The organism is Anaerotalea alkaliphila (assembly GCF_010179735.1).
Classification (GTDB): domain Bacteria; phylum Bacillota; class Clostridia; order Lachnospirales; family Vallitaleaceae; genus Anaerotalea; species Anaerotalea alkaliphila.
On sequence record NZ_JAAEEH010000008.1, the window covers coordinates 20,092 to 38,809 of the forward strand.

21 protein-coding genes are annotated in these 18,718 nt (G+C 63.1%); 20 read left to right on the forward strand and 1 reads right to left on the reverse strand.

Annotated elements, in window-relative coordinates; genetic code table 11:
• Nucleotides 1-50: 50 nt before the first annotated feature.
• The 16 genes from GXN74_RS04285 (at nucleotide 51) to GXN74_RS04360 (ending at nucleotide 15,512) form a co-directional block, all read left to right on the forward strand.
• Entirely contained in the window at nucleotides 51-1,199 is a 1,149-nt protein-coding gene (locus GXN74_RS04285; protein WP_162369692.1) for a glycosyltransferase family 4 protein, read from the forward strand.
• 4 nt (nucleotides 1,200-1,203) lie between these two features.
• Nucleotides 1,204-1,536, forward strand: a complete 333-nt coding sequence (locus GXN74_RS04290) for a hypothetical protein (protein ID WP_162369693.1) — start codon at nucleotides 1,204-1,206, stop codon at nucleotides 1,534-1,536.
• A complete protein-coding gene (locus GXN74_RS14690; protein WP_162369694.1) occupies nucleotides 1,526-3,871 on the forward strand; it encodes a hypothetical protein in 2,346 nt (781 codons plus the stop codon). The genes GXN74_RS04290 and GXN74_RS14690 overlap by 11 nt, the downstream gene beginning before the upstream one ends.
• On the forward strand, nucleotides 3,868-5,199 hold the full coding sequence (locus tag GXN74_RS04300) for a UDP-glucose dehydrogenase family protein (protein WP_162369695.1): 1,332 nt from the start codon (nucleotides 3,868-3,870) through the stop codon (nucleotides 5,197-5,199). Before GXN74_RS14690 ends, GXN74_RS04300 begins: the two co-directional genes overlap by 4 nt.
• The gene (locus GXN74_RS04305; RefSeq protein ID WP_162369696.1) at nucleotides 5,196-5,777 is read left to right on the forward strand and encodes a zinc dependent phospholipase C family protein; all 582 of its coding nucleotides are present in this window, start codon (nucleotides 5,196-5,198) and stop codon (nucleotides 5,775-5,777) included. The genes GXN74_RS04300 and GXN74_RS04305 overlap by 4 nt, the downstream gene beginning before the upstream one ends.
• Nucleotides 5,689-6,969, forward strand: a complete 1,281-nt coding sequence (locus GXN74_RS04310; RefSeq protein WP_162369697.1) for an AI-2E family transporter — start codon at nucleotides 5,689-5,691, stop codon at nucleotides 6,967-6,969. The genes GXN74_RS04305 and GXN74_RS04310 overlap by 89 nt, the downstream gene beginning before the upstream one ends.
• A 1-nt stretch (nucleotide 6,970) precedes the next feature.
• Nucleotides 6,971-8,293, forward strand: coding sequence for a hemolysin family protein (locus GXN74_RS04315; RefSeq protein ID WP_162369698.1), 1,323 nt, complete (start codon nucleotides 6,971-6,973; stop codon nucleotides 8,291-8,293).
• Nucleotides 8,290-8,739 (forward strand): hypothetical protein, encoded by a 450-nt coding sequence (locus GXN74_RS04320; protein WP_162369699.1) that lies wholly within the window; start codon nucleotides 8,290-8,292, stop codon nucleotides 8,737-8,739. Before GXN74_RS04315 ends, GXN74_RS04320 begins: the two co-directional genes overlap by 4 nt.
• Before the next feature lie 154 nt (nucleotides 8,740-8,893).
• A complete protein-coding gene (locus tag GXN74_RS04325; RefSeq protein WP_162369700.1) occupies nucleotides 8,894-10,177 on the forward strand; it encodes a DUF1576 domain-containing protein in 1,284 nt (427 codons plus the stop codon).
• A 1-nt stretch (nucleotide 10,178) separates the two neighbouring features.
• Complete coding sequence (locus tag GXN74_RS04330; protein WP_162369701.1) at nucleotides 10,179-10,520, forward strand: hypothetical protein; 342 nt, start codon at nucleotides 10,179-10,181, stop codon at nucleotides 10,518-10,520.
• Nucleotides 10,521-10,702: 182 nt separating this feature from the next.
• Nucleotides 10,703-12,019 (forward strand): NfeD family protein, encoded by a 1,317-nt coding sequence (locus GXN74_RS04335; RefSeq protein ID WP_162369702.1) that lies wholly within the window; start codon nucleotides 10,703-10,705, stop codon nucleotides 12,017-12,019.
• A gap of 13 nt (nucleotides 12,020-12,032) precedes the next feature.
• Nucleotides 12,033-12,836 carry a slipin family protein gene (locus tag GXN74_RS04340; protein ID WP_162369703.1) on the forward strand — a complete coding sequence of 268 codons (804 nt, stop codon included), beginning with the start codon at nucleotides 12,033-12,035 and terminating at the stop codon, nucleotides 12,834-12,836.
• Nucleotides 12,837-12,901: 65 nt separating this feature from the next.
• A complete protein-coding gene (locus GXN74_RS04345; RefSeq protein WP_162369704.1) occupies nucleotides 12,902-14,416 on the forward strand; it encodes an S-layer homology domain-containing protein in 1,515 nt (504 codons plus the stop codon).
• A 47-nt stretch (nucleotides 14,417-14,463) separates the two neighbouring features.
• Complete coding sequence (locus GXN74_RS04350; RefSeq protein ID WP_162369705.1) at nucleotides 14,464-14,610, forward strand: hypothetical protein; 147 nt, start codon at nucleotides 14,464-14,466, stop codon at nucleotides 14,608-14,610.
• Nucleotides 14,611-14,801: 191 nt separating this feature from the next.
• Nucleotides 14,802-15,137, forward strand: coding sequence for an LPS biosynthesis protein (locus GXN74_RS04355; RefSeq protein WP_162369706.1), 336 nt, complete (start codon nucleotides 14,802-14,804; stop codon nucleotides 15,135-15,137).
• A 54-nt stretch (nucleotides 15,138-15,191) separates the two neighbouring features.
• Nucleotides 15,192-15,512 (forward strand): (2Fe-2S)-binding protein, encoded by a 321-nt coding sequence (locus GXN74_RS04360; RefSeq protein ID WP_162369707.1) that lies wholly within the window; start codon nucleotides 15,192-15,194, stop codon nucleotides 15,510-15,512.
• Nucleotides 15,513-15,547: 35 nt separating this feature from the next.
• On the opposite strand, the gene GXN74_RS04365 is transcribed toward GXN74_RS04360, so the two are convergent.
• Entirely contained in the window at nucleotides 15,548-16,078 is a 531-nt protein-coding gene (locus tag GXN74_RS04365; RefSeq protein ID WP_162369708.1) for a VanZ family protein, read from the reverse strand.
• Between the two features lie 135 nt (nucleotides 16,079-16,213).
• Between GXN74_RS04365 and GXN74_RS04370 the strand changes: the two genes are divergently transcribed.
• The 4 genes from GXN74_RS04370 to GXN74_RS04380 all read left to right on the forward strand — a co-directional run bounded on the left by GXN74_RS04370 (nucleotide 16,214) and on the right by GXN74_RS04380 (nucleotide 18,696).
• Complete coding sequence (locus GXN74_RS04370) at nucleotides 16,214-16,408, forward strand: hypothetical protein (RefSeq protein ID WP_162369709.1); 195 nt, start codon at nucleotides 16,214-16,216, stop codon at nucleotides 16,406-16,408.
• A gap of 252 nt (nucleotides 16,409-16,660) precedes the next feature.
• Nucleotides 16,661-16,789 carry a hypothetical protein gene (locus tag GXN74_RS14695; protein WP_281355205.1) on the forward strand — a complete coding sequence of 43 codons (129 nt, stop codon included), beginning with the start codon at nucleotides 16,661-16,663 and terminating at the stop codon, nucleotides 16,787-16,789.
• Nucleotides 16,790-17,770 carry a ketopantoate reductase family protein gene (locus GXN74_RS04375; protein WP_162369710.1) on the forward strand — a complete coding sequence of 327 codons (981 nt, stop codon included), beginning with the start codon at nucleotides 16,790-16,792 and terminating at the stop codon, nucleotides 17,768-17,770. It abuts the gene before it with no gap.
• A 101-nt stretch (nucleotides 17,771-17,871) separates the two neighbouring features.
• Complete coding sequence (locus tag GXN74_RS04380) at nucleotides 17,872-18,696, forward strand: SDR family NAD(P)-dependent oxidoreductase (protein ID WP_162369711.1); 825 nt, start codon at nucleotides 17,872-17,874, stop codon at nucleotides 18,694-18,696.
• The last annotated feature ends 22 nt before the right edge of the window (nucleotides 18,697-18,718 follow it).

The window sequence follows — 18,718 nt, forward strand, 5'->3', positions numbered from 1 at the left end:
ACGGGAATGGTAGAGTGGTGGTATCCCAAGGAAACAGAAGGAGGCTTCCCATGCGCATTGCAGTGATCACCGACACCTACCACCCGAATGTAAACGGGGTGGTGAAGACCCTGAAGAGGATGGAGGGGTATTTCGAAAGCCAGGGAATGGACTACAGGATCTTCCACCCGGGTCCCACAAGGGAGGAGACCGGCCGGTCCCAAGGGTTCTTCGCCTTCCGGTTGCCCCTGTATCCGGAAATCCAGTGCGCGGCGGTACCCTACCTGCTGTTCAGGAAGCTGGTGGACGGCTACCGGCCGGACGTGCTGCACATCGTCACGGAAGGGGTATTGGGGGGGCTGGCCCTGCGCTACGCCAGGGAGCGGAAGCTCCCCTACGTAGCCTCCTACACCACGGACTTCTCCAACTACCTGGAGTTCTACGGGCTCCAGATTTTCACGGAGCCGGTGAAGAAGCACCTGGAAGCCATCCACAAGGGCGCCTGGACCAACCTGGTCCCCTCCCGCCACTCCAGGTCCCAGCTGGAGGACATGGGCCTCACCAACCTGACCCTCTGGGGGAGGGGGATCGAGACGGACCTGTTCCGTCCGGAGCGAAGGGACCAAGCCTTCCGCAGGGAGTTCCTGGGGGAAGGGGAAGGGCTGCTGCTCTTCTATTGCGGCCGCCTGGCCCGGGAGAAGAAGTTGGACGTGCTGCTGGACATGATGGGGGAGCTTCAGGCCAAGGGCCTCCCCGTCCGGCTCCTGCTGGCGGGGGACGGCCCCTGCAGGGCGGAGCTGGAAAAGCGGAACGTCCCGGGGACCCATTTCCTGGGCTTCCTCCAGGGGGAGATGCTGGCCAGGGCCTACGCCTCCTCGGACCTGTTCGTGTTCGCCTCGGAGAACGAGACCTACGGGAACGTGATCCTGGAGGCCTTCGCCTCCGGGATGCCGGTGGTGGCAGCCTATGCGGGTGGCGTCCAGGAGAACCTGGTGGACGGAAGGAACGGAACCGCCATCCTGGAAAATACGGGTTCCTGCTTCGCCCGGGCGGTGGAGGGGCTACTGGAAGACGGGGACCGGCGCCGGAGGATGGGCCTCCAGGCCCGGGAGGACGTGCGGGACAGGAGCTGGGAGGCCCTGCTGGAGGAGCTTGCGGGAATCTACCGGGAAGCGGCGGGGTCCGGGGAATGGGAACAGGCTCCGGGAAGGATGGCCTGAGGCCATGGCGGGAAGCGGACGCTACATTCTAGCCCATCCCCGGCTGCCACTGGCCGGGCCCCGGCTGCTCCTGGACCGGGGGAAAAAGGGGAAGGGCCCCAAGGGTTCCCTCCGTTGGCTGGGGTTTCGGAGGAAGCTGCGCCTGCTGAAGGAGAAGGGGGAAAGCCTGACCTTCCTGCTCCAGGTGGACATCATCCCCATCGAGATGGTCCTCTTTTTTCCGGAGGAGGGCCGCTGCGAAGGGTTCTTCGACACGCCCCTGGGACACATCCCTTTCACCGGGAGACGGCGGGACAAGCGAAAGAGCCGGGAAAGGAGGCGTGGACATGGAGCCTAAAGACGCCTTGACCATGGAATTGGACCGGGAAAAGGGGTGTTTCACCTTCGCCTTGTTCGGGAAGGCTTTCCTGGGCAGCCGAATCACCGCCCGGATCGGCAAGAAGCGGGCCCGGCTGGTATCCGCCAGCCTGGGGGAGGGGGAGGACCTGTTCGGACCCTGCCGGATCTGGGAACTGGAGTACGTCAGCCCGGAAAAGGGGAAGCGGCGGATCGCCGCAAGGATCCGGCTCTACGGGGACTTTGCGGTGTTCGAGGCGGAGCACCTGTTCGAATCCAAAGGGAAGGAGGGGAAGGACCTGTTCGGCCGGCCCCATGTGGGTTTCCCCTGCTTCGAGGGGGAGGAGTGGGAGACGGGACTCTCCATGCTCAGCTTCAAGCGGCAGGCCCCCTTCAACCATCCCCTCCAGTGGCGGGGCCGGGCGGTGGACAGTCTCCGGGAGGGGAAGAACGTGCCTCTGGTGGCCGCAAGCGCCGCCTACGAGACGGCGGTCCTGTCCCCCTGCAGCCATCTCCTCCACGGGACCGTGGCCATCCGCCACCAGCCCCCCAGGATCAGCTGCGGCCTCCCCCGGGGGTTGGGGAGGGTGCCGGAGGGGACCGTGTCCCAGACCCTTCTTGTCTACGGGACGGGAGTGAACCGGACCCTGGACCGTTGGGGGCAGCTGCTGCAAAAGCGCTGGGGCACCCGGCCCGCCCCCAAGGACGGGGACCTGCTCCTGTCCCACCTGAGCTACTGGACCAACGCCGGTTCGGCCTACTGGTACAGGACCGCCGGGAAGGAGAGCTACGAAAAGACCCTGGAGAAGCTGAAGGCCCGGCACGATGGGATCGGCCTCCGGTTCGGGAGCTACCAGCTGGACTCCTGGTGGTACAAGCGGGAGGGGGAGGCGTACACCGCTGGAATCACCGAGTGGGAGCCCCGGAAGGAGACGGTCCGGGCCGCCTACAACAGCCTCCTGCCCTGGCGGGGCGGGAAGAAGGCGTTGGTCCTTTTTTCCCGGGACCGGCTTTCCCATGTCCAAGAGATCCTGAAGGCCCCCTTGGGCTGCCATTTCAAGCAGCTCTCCAACGCGTCGGTGTATGTGGAGGAGGCCCGGGAGGCCTTCCTCTGCGACGCCTTTGCGGTCCCCGCGGGGGAGGAGGAGGGGGTGGCGCTGTTCAAGCGGATCTTCACCCACCCCAAGTGGCGGCTGGCCTACGTGGTCCACGACTGGCTCCAGTGGATGCAGGACCACCATCCGGCCTTCAGGGACCTGGAGCTGGGACCGGCCTATTTCCGGGCCCTGGATCGGGCGGCCCGCCAGGTGCCTGTCCCGGAGAACCCCTCGGGGCATCTGGCTCTGCAACTCTGCATGACCCAACCCCAGACCACCCTCCAGAGCGTGGCCATGGAGAGCGTGAGCAGCATCCGGAGCACTGCCGACGCCGCCAGCTTCTTCGTGGAAGGGCCCAAGCGGTGGTGGTGGCACCTGTACTCCTCCCGTTTCATCCAGTCCCTGGGGAAGTACGCCTTCTACGACAACCGGCGGACCCGGAGGCTGTTGCGGACCCCTTTCTCCGCCGACCCCCAAATGGAGATGGTCTGGCTGGGTCTCTCCTGCGGGCCCATCGGCATCGGGGACGCCATCGGCCGGGAGAACCGGCTCCTGCTTAGGAAGGTGGCCCTGGAGGACGGGCGGATCCTGAAGCCGGACGTGCCGGCGGTGCCCCTGGACCGATGCTACCTCTACGACCCCCATGCCAGGGACGGCCGCCTGGGGGTTGCGGTGTACAGCCACAGCAGCCTTCCGGCCCTGCTGCGGGAGGGGGCGGGGACCTACCGGCTCCACTACCTGCTGACCTGGAACATGCATCCCGGCGGGAAAAGGGTCGCCATGCGGTTCAGCCTTTCGGAGGCGGGGGCGGATCCCAAGGGGCTGTATGCGGTGTACGGCCACAATACGGGGAAGATCCAGGTGCTTTCGGGAAACTGGCCCCTGGAGACGGAACTGGGCCCGGGGGCCTGGCTGTACCAGGTGGCGGCCCCCATGGAGGGGGGCGTGGCCTTCTTCGGGGACGTGTCCAAGCATGTGAGCGGCAGCCAGGACCTGGTCCACGGGGTGCGGATCCGGGAGGGGAAGGTGGAGGTCCAGGGGCGGCCCCCGAAAAACGGCCCTTCCTGCTGGATGTTCCATTGCGAGTGGATTGTGAAAAATGCCCTGCTGGACGGGGTGCCGGTACGGGTGTCCCGGAGCGGACCCAAGGTGTGGGTGGAGGCGGCGTTTTCCCCGGGCGAGGGGAAGGACAGCTACCGGTTGGAGCTTTTTCTGGAAAAAAGGAGGAACGGGGAATGAGGATTTCTGTCGCGGGTACAGGGTATGTGGGTTTGGTTGCGGGGGTGTGCTTCGCCGAGAGGGGGCACCAGGTGACCTGCGTGGACCAGGACCAGGCCAAGGTGGACATGCTGGAGGCCGGAAGGGCGCCCATCCACGAGGAGGGGCTGGAGGCGCTGATGCGGGCCAACCGGGAGGCTGGGAGGCTTTCCTACACCACGGACCATCGGGGGGCCTATGGGAATGCGGAGGCCATCTTCATCGGGGTGGGGACCCCGGAGCTGCCGGACGGTTCGGCGGACCTTTCCCACATCGCCCAGGTGGCCCGGCAGATCGCCGAGAGCATCCGGCAAGACTGCCTGGTGGTGGTGAAGTCCACGGTGCCCGTGGGGACCAACCACAAGGTGGAGCAGTTCATCCACGACTTCCTGCCCGCCCGGGCGGACGGGAGGAAGCTCCGGGTGGAGGTGGCCTCCAATCCCGAATTCCTGGCCCAAGGCACGGCGGTCCGGGACACCCTCCAGGCGGCCCGGGTGGTCATCGGGACGGATTCGGCCTGGGCGGAAGGGATCCTGCAGCGAATCTACGCCCCCTTCGGCCTGCCGGTGGTGTCCGTCAGCCGGAGGTCGGCGGAGATGGTCAAGTACGCGGCCAACAATTTCCTGGCCTTGAAGATTTCCTACATGAACGACATAGCCAACCTTTGCGAGCGGGTGGGGGCGGACATCCTGGAGGTGGCCGAGGGCATGCGCCATGACCGGCGGATCGGCGGGCATTTCCTGGGGGCGGGCATCGGCTACGGAGGGTCCTGTTTTCCCAAGGACACCAAGGCCCTGGAGCATCTGGGGCGGCAGCACAACTACCGGCTCAGGACCGTCCAGGCGGCCATCGACGTGAACGAGGACCAGAGGACCCTCCTCTTCCGGAAGGCCAGGAACCGGCTGATCAGCTTCAGGGGCCTGAAGGTGGCGGTGCTTGGGCTGACCTTCAAGCCGGGGACGGACGACCTGCGGGGGGCCCCGGCCCTTTCGAACATCCCCCTCCTGCTGGAGCAGGGGGCCTTGGTGACAGCCTACGACCCGGCGGGACAGGAGCGGTGCCGGGCGCTCCACCCCGAAGGGGAAGAAGGAGAGGGCGGCATCCGCTACGCCAACAGCGTCCGGGAGGCACTGGAAGGGGCCGGGGCCTGCTTCGTCTTCACGGAGTGGCCGGAAATCCTAAGCCTGTCCCCCCAGGACTTCAAGCAGCGGATGCGCACCCCCCTGGTCTACGACGGCCGGAACATCTACGACCGGTTGGCCATGCTGGAAGCGGGGGTGGAGTACCATGCGGTGGGGAGGCGGCCATGAACTTCTTCACCCACCTGCTGATCGCCAAGACCCTCTACCGGCAGCTTTCCCTTGAGCATTCCCTGCACCGGCGGGCCTTCAGCTTCGGGAACGTGAAGCCGGACCTGTCCTCCCGCTGCCTCCGGAATCCCCATACCCTTGAGAACCATCTGCTTCTGGTGCGCACGGAGTTCCGGCGGCTGCTGGGGGACATGCCGCCGGAGGAGCTGGCCCGGGGGCTGGGGGAAGTCTGCCACTACATCAGCGACTTTTTCTGCCGGAGCCACCTGGACAGGGAGAGTTACGAGGATTGGGGCAGGCATTTCTTCTACGAGCTCCGGCTGCACTGGAAGATGCTGGGGATGGCTGGGAAGCGCCTGGCCGGTCCCTTTGCCGACCCGCCTCTGGAGGACAAGGGGGCCGGCGGGGACCTGGAGGCGGTGGTCCTCTCCCTACGGAAGGGGTACCTGGCAAGCCCCCCCTCCATGGAAACGGACCTGGAATACGCCCTTGCCGCTGGGCTATGGGCGTGCCGCCGGATTCTGGAGTACGGGAACCTGCTGCAATTCGCTGATGACCCGGACCAGGTTGTGTGGTAAAATGGTCCTGATGGGGATGGCGGTGGTGCCAGGCACCACCGCCATCCCGAACGGAGAGGAGCGGCGGATGATGCGTAAATGGATGGGACTCACCGCGTTTGCGGTGTTTTTGTTGTGGGTGCAGGAAAACTGGAGGATCGTGGCGGAAGGGGCCGGGGCCGCGGCGGGCATCCTGTGGCCCTTCGTGCTGGGATTCGCCCTGGCCTTCGTGGTGAACATCCCCATGAAGTTCCTGGAGGGGAAGGTGCTGGTCCCCCGGGGGAGGTTCGGGGGGTTCGGCCCCAGGCTCCGCCGTGCCCTGGCCCTGCTGGGCAGCCTGGTGCTGATCCTGGCGGTCCTGCTGGCGGCCTCCCTGCTGGTTGTACCCGAAGTGGCGGCCACCATCCGGGAATTGGTGGAGCGGCTGCCCGGCTACGCCAGGGACCTGGGGGTGATGCTGGAGGAAAGGCTGGCCGCCTATCCCCAGGTGCTGGATTGGGTTTCGGGTTTCGAAACAGACTGGGAGGGGATCCGGGACAGCCTGCTGGCCTTGCTTGGCAGCAGCGCCGGGAACTGGCTGGGGAGCACCTTCAGTTTCGCGTCGTCGGTGGTCAGCGGGATCGTCTCCTTCGTCCTGGCCTTTGTCTTCTCCATCTACCTGCTGCTCCAGAAGGAGACCCTCCAGGGCCAGCTGCACCGGCTGCTGCGGGCCTTCCTGCCGGACCGATGGGTGGGGCAGCTGGTCCGGGTGGCCGCCCTCACCGGCAGGACCTTCTCCGGATTCCTTTCCGGACAGGTGCTGGAGGCGGCCATCCTGGGGGTCATCTTCTTCCTGAGCATGTCCCTCTTCCGGTTCCCCTATCCCCTCACCATCAGCGTGCTGGTGGGGGTCATGGCCCTGGTCCCCATCCTGGGGGCCATCGTGGGTGGAGGCGTGGGGACCTTCCTGATCCTGCTGGTGGACCCAGGCAAGGCCCTCTGGTTCCTGGTCCTGTTCCTGGTGGTCCAGCAGCTGGAAAGCAATCTGATCTACCCCCAGGTGGTGGGGAAGGCCGCGGGGCTGCCCTCCATCTGGATCCTGGTGGCCGTTGCCGTGGGCGGGAGCCTGCTGGGGGTGGCGGGGATGCTCCTGTTCATCCCCCTGGCCTCCGTGTTCTACACTTTGCTCCGGGAACAGGTGCGCCATAGGCTTTCCTTGAAGGAGGGGGAATAGGATGCATGCGGGAAACGGATCCTCCGTCACCGGAGGGGTGCTGCTGATTCTCGGCCTTACCCTTGTGAACGCCTTCTTCGCAGGGGCTGAAATGGCGCTGGTGTCCTTGGACTGGAAGAGACTGGAGTCCCAGGGGGAGGCGGGGGACCGAAAGGCGAAGATGTTGCTGCGGCTGCTGGAGGAGCCCTCCCGGTTCCTGTCCACCATCCAGGTGGGCATCACCTTCGCGGGATTCTTCTCCTCGGCATCGGCCGCGGTGGGACTTTCGGTTAGGCTGGGGGCCTTCCTGGGGAATGCGGGGATCCCCTTCGGGGAGAGCCTGGCCTTCGTGGGCGTCACGGTGCTCCTGTCCTATTTCGTCCTGGTCTTCGGGGAACTGGTGCCCAAGCGGATCGCCCTGGGCAACGCGGAGAAGATCGCCCGTTTTGCCGCGGCGCCCCTGTTCCTGGTGGAAAAGGCCCTGAAGCCCTTCGTTGTCCTGCTGACGGTCTCCACCAACGGGGTGCTGCGCCTTTCGGGTGCGGAGACGGAAGGGATGGAGGAGAAGGTCACCCTGGAGGAGATCCGCTCCCTGGTGGAGGTGGGCCGGGAACAGGGGGTCATCAACCAGAAGGAACGGGACATGATCAACAGCGTCATCAGCTTCGACACCCGGACGGCCCAGGAGATCATGACCCCCCGGACGGAGGTGTTCCTGCTGGACCTGGAGGAGCCCCTCCAGGTCCAAGTCCAGCCCCTGCTGGAGCTGAAGCACTCCAGGGTCCCCGTGTACCGGAAGGATGTGGACAACATCCTGGGGGTCCTCTACATCAAGGATTTCCTGCTGGAGGCTTACCGGACGGGGTTCGACGGGGTGGATGTGGAAAAGATCATGCGGCCCGCCTTCTTCGTGCCGGAAAAGAAGAACATCCATCTGCTTTTTACGGAGCTGCAGGCCGCCCGACAGCATATGGCGGTGCTGATCGACGAGTACGGGGGATTCTCTGGGATCGTGACCATGGAGGACATCCTGGAGGAGATCGTGGGGGACATCGACGACGCCTATGACCACGAGGAGCCTGACATCCTGGACCAGGGGGGAGGCAGGTACCTGGCCAGGGGCTCCGTTTCCATCAAGGAGTTGAACGCCCGGCTGGGCTGCGGTCTGGTGGAGGGGAGCGGGGACTACGACACCCTGGGAGGCTTCCTGATCCACCGGCTGGGACGGATCCCCAGGCCCGGTGAAAAGGCGCTGGTCTTCCATGGGGACATCACCTTCCAGGTGGACAAGATGGTGGGCAAGCGGGTCCACCGGGTGGAAATACGGAAAGGGGGAAAGAAATGACTGGAGGCATTTGGAAAGACAGGCTGTTGGGGCCGGTGGCGGACGGAACCCTAGTGGTCGTCCATCTCCTGGTGGGTATGGGGGCCGCGGCAGGCGGCGTGGCCGCCATGACAAATCCGACGAATCCACTGGGGGTCCCTGTGGAGCTTCTGAAGGGAAGCCCCTTCCAGGACTTCTTCCTTCCTGGGATCTTCCTGTTCGTGATGCTGGGCATGGGGAATCTGGATGCCCTCTTCCTGGGCTTCCTGAAGCCGGCCTTCCGGGGCTATGCGGGCTTTCTCCTGGGAGGTTTGCTGGTGGTCTGGATCCTGATCCAGTGCTGGATGCTGCAGGCCGTAGCCTCCCTGCACGTACTCTTTTTCGTCATCGGGGTCCTCCAGGGACTGCTGGGGCTCTGGATCCTGGTCCGGGACCGGCGCTACCCCTTCCGGTGCCAGGCACTGTGAACGGCCGTTGGCAGTGCCTGGCACCGGAAGCGCCATTGGCGAGGATATTTGCATGAAATGTGCAGAATGCACATTGACGCAGAGGGAAATCATTGGTAAAATGGCATAAAAATGTTGTCAGACAACCCCTTGACGCTTTTCGAGAGGAGAACGCATGTCAATCACCAAAGATTTCCAGGAAATCGAGCTCCACAAGGAACACAAGCTGCTCATCCTGAGTGCATTCCCCACGGCATTCCTGCTGTTCGGCCTGCTGGGATCCCTGGCAGAGTACCGGGACGGGGACAGCCTGTTCATGGGCATGCTGCGGATCATCCTGTCCCCCACCACCCTGCTGACGGATTTCATGGCCGTGGGCGGCGTAAGCGCCGCCTTCTTCAACTCCGCCCTGATCGGATTCTTCAACCTGTACCTGCTGAAGCGCTTCAAGCTGGGCATCAACGGGCTGCTGATTGCGGCGCTGCTGACGGTCATGGGCTTTTCCTTCTTCGGGAAAAACGTGGTGAACATCCTGCCCCTCTACGTGGGCGGATGGCTCTACGCCCGCTACCAGAGGATCCCCATGAAAAACGTGATCCTGGTGATCATGTTCTCCACGGCCCTGGCGCCGGTGGTGAGCCTTGTGACCTACGGGGGCTACTTCCAGAACGGATGGAACCTGGTGGCGGGACTGGGGGTCGGGACAGGCCTGGGCTTTGTCATCGTGCCCCTTTCCTCCCACATGCTCCGCTTCCATGACGGATTCAACCTCTACAACATAGGTTTCACCGCCGGGGTCCTGGGGACGGTGTTCACCAGCATCCTGCGCCGCTTCGACCACGACGTCCTGCCGGTGAACATCCTGTACGAGACGCACAACAAGGGGGTGGCCCTGCTCCTGGGAGGGCTGTTCCTGTACCTGATGCTGGTGGGCTTCGGAATCTGCCGGAAGACCCTGGGCCATTACCGGGAGCTCCTGAAGCACCGGGGGAAGACCATCACGGACTTCACGGCCATCGAGGGCTACGGGATGACCTTCTTCAACATGGGTCTCCTGGGGATCATGAGCCTTGTGCTGGTCCTGGCCCTGGACGGGGTGGTGAACGGCCCTGTCATCGCCGGCATCCTGACCATCGTGGGCTTCGGCGCCTTCGGGAAGCACCCCTGGAACTGCGCCCCCATCGTTGTGGGCGTCATGCTGGGGGGGCTGCTCTACGGACACGACTTCTCCAGCACCACCTTCCTGATCACCGTCCTGTTCTCCACAACCATCGCGCCTCTGGCGGGCGGCTACGGGGTGCTGGTGGGGATGCTGGCGGGGATGCTGCACCTGACCATGGTGGGGAACGTGGGCGCCCTCCACGGAGGGATCAACCTCTACAACAACGGCTTCTCGGGGGGCATCGTGGCCGGCGTCATGGTGCCTGTCCTGGACGCACTGAGAAGAAGGAATGAATGAGATGAGACATGAGATAAAGAAGATATCCAGAATCGTGGACGAGCTGACCACCCTATTCCTGCGGAAGGACACCCGGGAGGTGGACTTCAAGATCCTGCTGGAGGACGACCGGGCCATCATCCGCATCGTGGACTACGGCACCAATTTCGACGACGACTTCATCGAAAAATTCCGCAAGACCCTGAACAAGCAGCGGCAGGCGGAAATCGAGGAGTACTACTGGCAACTGGCGGGGGAGATCGACCAGGGCGACGAGCTGATCCTGATCAGCGCCATGATCGACGAGGCCAAGGTGGAAAAAAGGGACGGAAACCTTTACATCGAGCTGATCCGGCTCATGTGAGGGAATCCGATGGAAAAAGGGGAAGGCGACCGGAAGGTCGCCTTTTTTTGGCGAAAAATCCGCATTTGTGGTACAATGGAAGGGAAAACAGGATATTGACAATACAATTGACGTCGTTCTTGATACGACGGGAAGGGGTGGTTGCCATGCCGGTTCGAAGCGGTTGGCGTCGCAGGATTGCAGTGTTTCTATGTTTGCTCTTGTTCACCATGGGTTGGGGCGGGCTGGCCGCCGCCACCGAAACGGAGACCGGACGCTTCGTGCATACCCTGGAGGTGGATGGGATGATCACCGCCGGGACCAGGGACCGGATCGCCCGGGGCATCGCCGAGGCGGAAGCTTCCGGTGCTTCCGCCCTGGTGCTGCTCCTGGACACGCCGGGGGGGCTGGTGGACGCCACCCTGGAGATCCTGCAGGACATGCTCAACGCCCCGGTGCCTGTGGTGGCTTACGTGTCCCCCCGGGGGGCCATCGCCGCGTCCGCCGGAACCTTCCTGATGCTGGGGTCCCATGTGGCGGCCATGGCGCCGGGAACCACCTGCGGGGCGGCCATGCCGGTGGGGTATTCCCCGGAGGACGGCACCACCGAGGCGGCGGACCAGAAGACCATCAACTTCCTGGCCGGACACATCCGGAGCGTGGCCCGGGAGCGGGGGCGGCCGGAGGAACTGGCGGAGCGGTTCGTCACGGAGAACCTGACCCTGGAGGCCGACACGGCCCTGGAGGAAGGGGTGGTCGACCTGATCGCCCCGGACCTTCCCGCCCTGCTGGAGGCGCTCCACGGCCGGGAAGTGGAGCTGGCGGTGGGGACGGTGGCGCTGGACACCGCGGGAGCGGAAGCGGTGCTGCTGGAACCCAGCCTGACGGAAAAGATCACCAGCCTGGTGGGGGACCCCCAGGTGGCCTTCATCCTGTTGCTGGTGGGGGTGTACGGTCTGATCATCGGCTTCAACACCCCGGGGACCTTTTTTCCGGAGGTCCTGGGCGCGGTGAGCCTGGTGCTGGCCCTCTACGGACTGGGGCTGTTTGCGGTGAACCTGTTCGCGGGCATCCTGATCGTGCTGGGGGTGCTCCTGCTGGTGGCCGAAGCGTTCACCCCGACCTACGGGGTGCTGGGAGTGGGAGGTGTGGTATCCATGGTGCTGGGAATCATTTTTCTGCCGGTGGAACCGCTGGTGCCGTTGGCCTGGCTGGCCAGGTTCCGGTTCATGGCGGTGGGCATCGGCCTTGCCTTCGGGGTCTTCCTGCTGGTGGCCCTGAACGGGATCCTGAAGCTGCGCAGGAGAAGGGTGCTGCAGGGGGCCGACGAGTTCAACGGAATGACCGCCCTGGTGGTGGAGGCGCTGGCCCCCCAGGGGCAGGTGCGGATCCAAGGGGAAATCTGGAACGCGGTGTGCCTGGACCGGAGCCCGGTGGCCCCGGGGGAGAAGGTCCGGGTGTCGGGCCGGCGGGGGATGCTGCTGGAAGTGGAAGCGGAATCGGAATCCGGACAGGAATAAGGAGGGAATGCGGATGTTTTTCTTGAATGAGTATTTTTTGACGGTTTCTGGAATCGTGTTCGTGCTGCTGGCCCTGCTGAGCATGGCCATCAAGATCGTGCTGGAGTACGAGCGGGGAGTCCTGTTCCGCCTGGGCCGGCTGGTGGGCATCCGGGGGCCGGGGCTGGTGCTGATCATCCCCTTCATCGACCGGATGGAGCGGGTGTCCCTTAGGACCATCGTCTTCGACGTGCCGCCCCAGGAGGTCATCACCAAGGACAACGTGACCTGCCGGGTGAACGCGGTGCTCTATTACAGGGCGGTCTCCCCGGACAAGGTGATCGTGAACGTGGAGAAGTACCACGAGGCCACCCAGCAGTATGCCCAGACCACCCTGCGGAGCGTGGTGGGGCAGGCGGACCTGGACGAGCTTCTTTCCCAGCGGGAGAAGCTGAACAAGGTGATCCAGCAGATCGTGGACGAGGCCACGGACCCCTGGGGCATCAAGGTCACGGCGGTGGAGATCAAGGACGTGATCCTGCCCACGGAAATGCAGCGGGCCATCGCCCGGCAGGCGGAGGCGGAGCGGAACCGGAGGGCCGTGGTCATCCAGGCGGAAGGGGAGGCCCAGGCAGCGGTGAAGCTGGCGGAGGCCACCGAAATCCTGATGGTCCAGGAAGGGGCCATGACCCTCCGGATGCTCCGCTCCCTGACGGAAATCGCGGACGCCAAGTCCACCACCATCCTATTCCCCATGCCCATGGAGCTCCGGTCCCTGCTGGGGAGCGGCAGCTTCCTGAAGCCGGAGGGCGGAGGAAGGGAGAAGGAGCAGGCATAAGGGGCTGTTCCAGCAGCCATGAGGCAACGAATGCAAGACGAGACGCAAAGTACGGAGGTATGGCGATGGGAAAGTTCTTTAGGCGGCTGACGGCCGCCCTGTTGCTGGTGGGGATGGTTTTCCTGGGGTTGGCCTGGGGCACGGAAACGGTGTGTGGGGCCCAGGCAGGTCCTTCCTCCTGGGCCACGGTGGAAGTGGAAAGGGCACGGGAGCTGGGGCTGCTTCCGGCGGAGCTGCTGGATGACTACACAAAGCCCGTCACCCGGCGGGAGTTCAGCACCCTGGTGGTGCGCCTGGCCCGTGTCTGGGGGGAGGAAGGGAAGACCACGCCCCTGGAGGAGCGGGGGCTGCATCCGGAGCACTACCGCTTCACGGACACCGGCAATCCGGACGTGCTCCTCTGCGCCGCCCTGGGGATCGTGGAAGGCATCGGGGGCGGCCTGTTCGCCCCCGATGCCCCCATCAAGCGGCAGGAGGCCGCCAAGATGCTTTGGGCGGCCGCGGATGCGCTGACCCTGGTGACCGTGGACGAGTACCAGACCAGCACCGCTTTCCGTGGCTATGCCGCAAGCGAGATGCCCCATGTGTTTGAAGACGGCGTGGAAATCCGGTCCTGGGCCAGGTCCAAGGCCTATTGGACCTACCGCTGGGGAATCATGACCGGGGTGGGCGGGAACCGGTTCGACCCGGAAGGCACCTATACCCGGGAGCAGTCCATGGTGACCATGTTGCGCCTGTACCACCTGAACGGGAGGGCCCAGGAGGTCAGGACGGTGCCCCCTCCGGAACATTACCCCTTGGGAGCCTATGAATACGGGAATGTGGAGGGCTGGATGGACAGCAACCTGGAACGGCATCCGGTTTCCCTGTTGGGAACGGTCTACCCAACCGATGCCCCCTACGGAATCGTGGTGGATAGCATAGGGGTGGGGAGCACCACCATGCGCCTGGTGGACAGGGCCGGGAACACCCTTTTGACGGACCTCTACGGGTCCGGAGGTTCCTTCCGAAACATCCGACTCCACGGGGAGCTGGTCCAGGTGGACTTGCGGTCCCCCTACGGCAGCGTGGTACAGGCCGTGGTGGACATGGCCAGCGGAAGGATCCGCACCAACACCACCCTGGAGGGGGTGGCCGGGAGTCTGAAGGAGCCCCCGGCCTGCCGGATCGTGTGGAAAAACGGGACTTACACCCTCCAGGACAGCAATGGGCGGACCCTTTCCAAGTCCTACCAAGAAGCCCTGATGCATGTGGGCGGGGATCTGTATGCGGGCTGGGTGGAGAACGGCCGTTACGAGTTCCTGCGCTGCGACGGGACGGGCGCGGCTAGGGTCCTGCGGACGGAAACCGCCTACCAGGGCCTCCACGTCCACAGCAGGGAGGGGGGCGGGCTCTACGCCCTGCAGACGGGCCCCGTTTCCATGGTGGTGTTCGATGCCTGGGGGGATACCGTGGGGAACATCAGCTTCCAGGAGCCGGTCTATCTCCAAGGGTTCCTGAACGGCATCCTGGTGGTGGATACCCAGGCCAGGCTGGAGCGGCGGTATCATCTGCCCGCCGGCAAGCAGCTGCCGTTCTAAGGGGCCCGTCGGATGTCCGTTTGTGACTGTACGGAAGGAGGGGTTCCATGCGTTATCTGATTTTCAGCCTACTGTTTGCGATAGTCCATACGGTCGCCTACATGGCGGCCGGAATGGCGACCCTTGCCATCAGCAAGGGAATCTACGAGGGAAGGGGCAGGGTGATGGACTACCTTTTTGTTACTATGAAATAACCATTTCCAATTACACCCTCCTGTCCCTGTGTGCGGTGGTGATGCACTGGGGCGCCATCATCGTTCCCACGGGGTATTCGGATTCCTCCATGTTCAAGGCTGGAAAAGGCTGAAATTTGGTCAAAATTGCCATTTGAAGGGGGGTAATCCTCATGGTATAATAATCCCATTGCTGTTTGGGAGGTACGACCATGAAAATCGATGGAAATGAGCTGGCCATCCGCCAGATGGAATTGGAAAGGGAAGGCAAAAGGAAGGAGTCCTTCGAGATGAAGATGGAATTCCTACGCCAGGTACGGGAGGCAGGGGACCATTGCAACTGTCCCGAGAGCTGCCCCCACCACGGGAACTGCTTCGAGTGCGTCACCATCCACCGAGGGCACCGGGACCACCTGCCCTACTGCATGTGGGACATGCTGAACGAGCGGCTCCACGGGCGTTCCCTCCTGACGGAAGGGACCCTTTCCGCCTACGGGAAGGACAAGGAGACGGCCAATGCCGGATGTCCGGGGGGATGTTGCGAATAGCCCTCTGCGGACCGGAACCTAGATTGAATTTTATTATGCGAGGAGAAAAGGAACATGGCGAACAAAGGAACCATCTGCACAACCAACAACGTGGAGTACATCGACCTTCGGAGGGCCCAGATCAAGGGAGCCCGGAGCCTGGAGGAGCTGAAAGCCGCCACCGGGGCCTGCGGCGAATGTGAAGGGTGCAGGGAGAACCTGGAGCACATCAGGGACGTGCTCTGCGGCTGCAAGGAAGTGACCATGGAGGCTGCGGCCCAAGCCGTACGCAACGGAGCGGATACGGTGGAGAAGGTGGTGGAAGCCACCGGCGCCGGTTCCGACTGCGCCCGGTGCAAGGCGCTCATCGCAAACGTCGTGGAGATGGGGAGATAAAAAAGGAATGGCCCTTGTTGGGGGCCATTCCTTTTTCATGTCTTGCGGATGCTGCCCCATAGCCAGCGGACAAGGCGGAAGAGCAGGATCAGGGTCAAGGTGAGCAGGGTCCCGGCAAGCGCCCCAAAACCGTCGATGACCACATCCCCCAGGGAGGAGATCCGGTCAACGAAGCTCTGGTTGTACTCGTCCAGGACCGCCACCGTCACCGGAAGGGTGCAACCCAGAAGGAAGGCGACCAGCAGCTTCCTGGTGTAGAGGTAGCCGAAGGAGCAGGAGAGGATCCCGAGGATGAAATAGATGCCGAAATGGGCGCTCTTGCGCAGGGCCGATGTGGTGGAGTGGGCCTCCTCCAGGAACCAGAGGGTCCGTAGCCGTCCCTCCAAAAGGAGGTACAGGGGAGAGTCGGTGATGTCGAAGAAGGCGTCCAGCCGCCGGAACAGGCGCAGGGCAAGGGTGGACTGGGCGTAGGAGGCCTGGGGGGGCTGGGAGGAAAAATAGAAGATGACCGCCGCCCAAGCCAGGGTCAGCAGAAGCAGCAACACGGCGATGTTGGACCTTTTCATGGGTGTAACCATCCTTTTTCTAGACTGAACCATATTATCCCGGTTTTAGGCCGGTTTGTCAAGACGGGACGACGATGTTTACGGACGTTCCCGGACGTTCCCAGGGTAAACGTTTCCATAGAAAAAGACGGAAAAATGAATAATTATCTTGCCAAATATGCAATTCTGGGTTACAATAATTTTGAGAAAAATATAACGAGAGTTGCGAAAGGGGAATGCGCCATGGGATATCTGGTATTTATTTTTGCATTAGGAATGCTGGCTGCAGAAGCTTATATTGGTAAAAACAACGAAAAAGAGCAGGAACTGGGAGAAGAACAGTTCAGCTGAACGAAAAAATACTGTTAAAATATTAACTATAACATGCCCAAAACCTATCCAAAAGTTTTCAAAAAAGGAACAGGAGATGCCCATCTTGTTCCTTTTTTGATGCCAAAACATTTGCAACCTGCAAGATTTTGGTGCCAGGCACCGTGAACAAAGTGTGAACATGACAAAAACCACAAGAGTGTGCCGGCAGCATGCCAATTCATCTTCCCAAACTGCTATGCTGGTAAAAACAGACAAAGGAGGGATTTTCCTATGGGAAGAATGCGAAGGGTATGGTATCCTGGAGCCATGTACCATATCATCACCAGGGGGAACCACCTGGGATTCTTTCCAAACAACAGAAGAGAGCGATACAGAAAGTTCGTGGAAGGGGGAGAATGAATGGCTGCAACAGAAGCGGTGCCAGGCACTGTGGACACATGTCCACAGTGCCTGGCACCAAAGGCACAAAAAACCATCGCCGTGCTGGGTGCGGGAGCCATGGGGAGCCTGTTCGGCGCCCTGTTGTCTTCGGCAGGGAACAAGGTGCACCTTATTGGAAGGAACCGGGAGCATCTGGACAAGATCCGCAAGGAAGGGCTTTTGGTCGAGAGGGAAGGGGAGTGCCGGTTGTACAGAAACCTGCAGGTGTCCCTGCCGGGAGATCCTTTGGGACCGGCGGACCTGGTGCTGGTGCTGGTGAAGGCGGGGGACACACAGGGAGCGGTACTTGAAAACCGTGGGATTTTCGGGAAGGGGACCGTGGTCCTGACCCTGCAGAACGGTCTGGGGAACATGGAGGACCTGGCGGCCTTCCTGCCCCCTTCCCGGATCCTAGCAGGCACCACCGCCCAGGGGGCCCGGCTGGCGGAGCCCGGCCGCATCCTGCATGGAGGGGATGGGACCACCTGGATCGGCCGCATGGAGCAGTCGGAGGACGTCCTCCTTCGGGACACCGCGGCCCTCCTGGAGGAGGCGGGCATCCAGACCCGAACCACCGGGGACGTGGCGGCCCTCCTCTGGGACAAGCTGCTGGTGAACGTGGGGATCAACGGGCTTACAGCCCTGACCCGCAGGACCAACGGCCAGCTGCTGGAGCATCCGGACACCGCAGACCTCCTGGAGCATCTGGTCCGGGAAGGGGAGGCGGTGGCCCGGGCCAAGGGCATCACCCTGCTCCATCCGGACCCGGTGGCCTACGCCAGGGAAGTCTGCCGAAAGACGGCCCACAACCGCTCCTCCATGCTCCAGGATGTGGAGCGGGGGAGGACGACCGAAATCGACCGGATGAACGGGGCCGTCGTCCGGGAAGGGGAGATCCTGGGTATCCCCACCCCGGCGAACCGGACCATCACCCAGCTGGTGCGCGGTGTGATGCCATGATTCCATGACGCCGGACGCCTTCCAGTAAGGTCTTTTCAGACGGGAGATTTAGGAGTATGATGGAAGAAAGAAGCGCAAAGAACAAAGGAGTGTGATTTGTCGTGAAAAGACCGGCAAGACTGGTGGTGGTCACCGGATGCGATACAGGAATCGGGAAGGAGCTGGTGAAGGTGCTCCTGCGGAAGGGGTGCGTCGTGGCGGCTTCCTATCTGGAAACCAATCCCTTCCCCAAAGACCCCCGGATCCACGTGCGGAAGATGGACCTGCGCAAGCCCGCCGAAGTGGAGGAGTTCTGCCGGTTCGCCAAAGACCTCTGCAACCGGCGGGGCGTCCGGCTGAAGGCGGTGGTGGCCAATGCGGGGGTGGCCCTGGGAGGACCGGTGGAGGACCTGCCCATGGACATCTACAGGGAATCCTTTGAAATCAACTTCTTCGGGACGGTGGCGGTCGTCCAGGCCATGATCCCCCAGCTGGAAAGGGACAAGGGCAGGATCCTTGTCGTGGGCTCCCTGGCGGGCAGGATCGCCATGCCTTTTCTGTCCCCCTATGCAGCTTCCAAACACGCTTTGGAAGGTTTCTGCGACTCCCTCCGCAGGGAGATGAAGCCCTGGGGTGTGGAGACCATCCTGGTGGAGCCGGCGGCCGTGGCCACCCCCATCTGGAACAAGGCCAAGCGCCAGGACACCTCCTTCGTGCAGGAGAAGTACAAGAAGAGCCTCCAGCGTTTCAAGGAGACCTTCGTCGAGGGAGGCAACGCGGGGATGGACCCGGCCGCCGCAGCCGCCAGGATCGGGGAGCTGCTCTGGGTGAAGAAGCCCAGGGACAGGTACATTGTGGCCAAGGACAAGGCCCGGTCCCGGTTGCTGCTCCTGGTCTCCCGGTCCCTGCTGGACAAGGGGATCGTCAAAAAGTACATGGAATTCTAGGAGTAAGGAAAGGAGGGTGGCG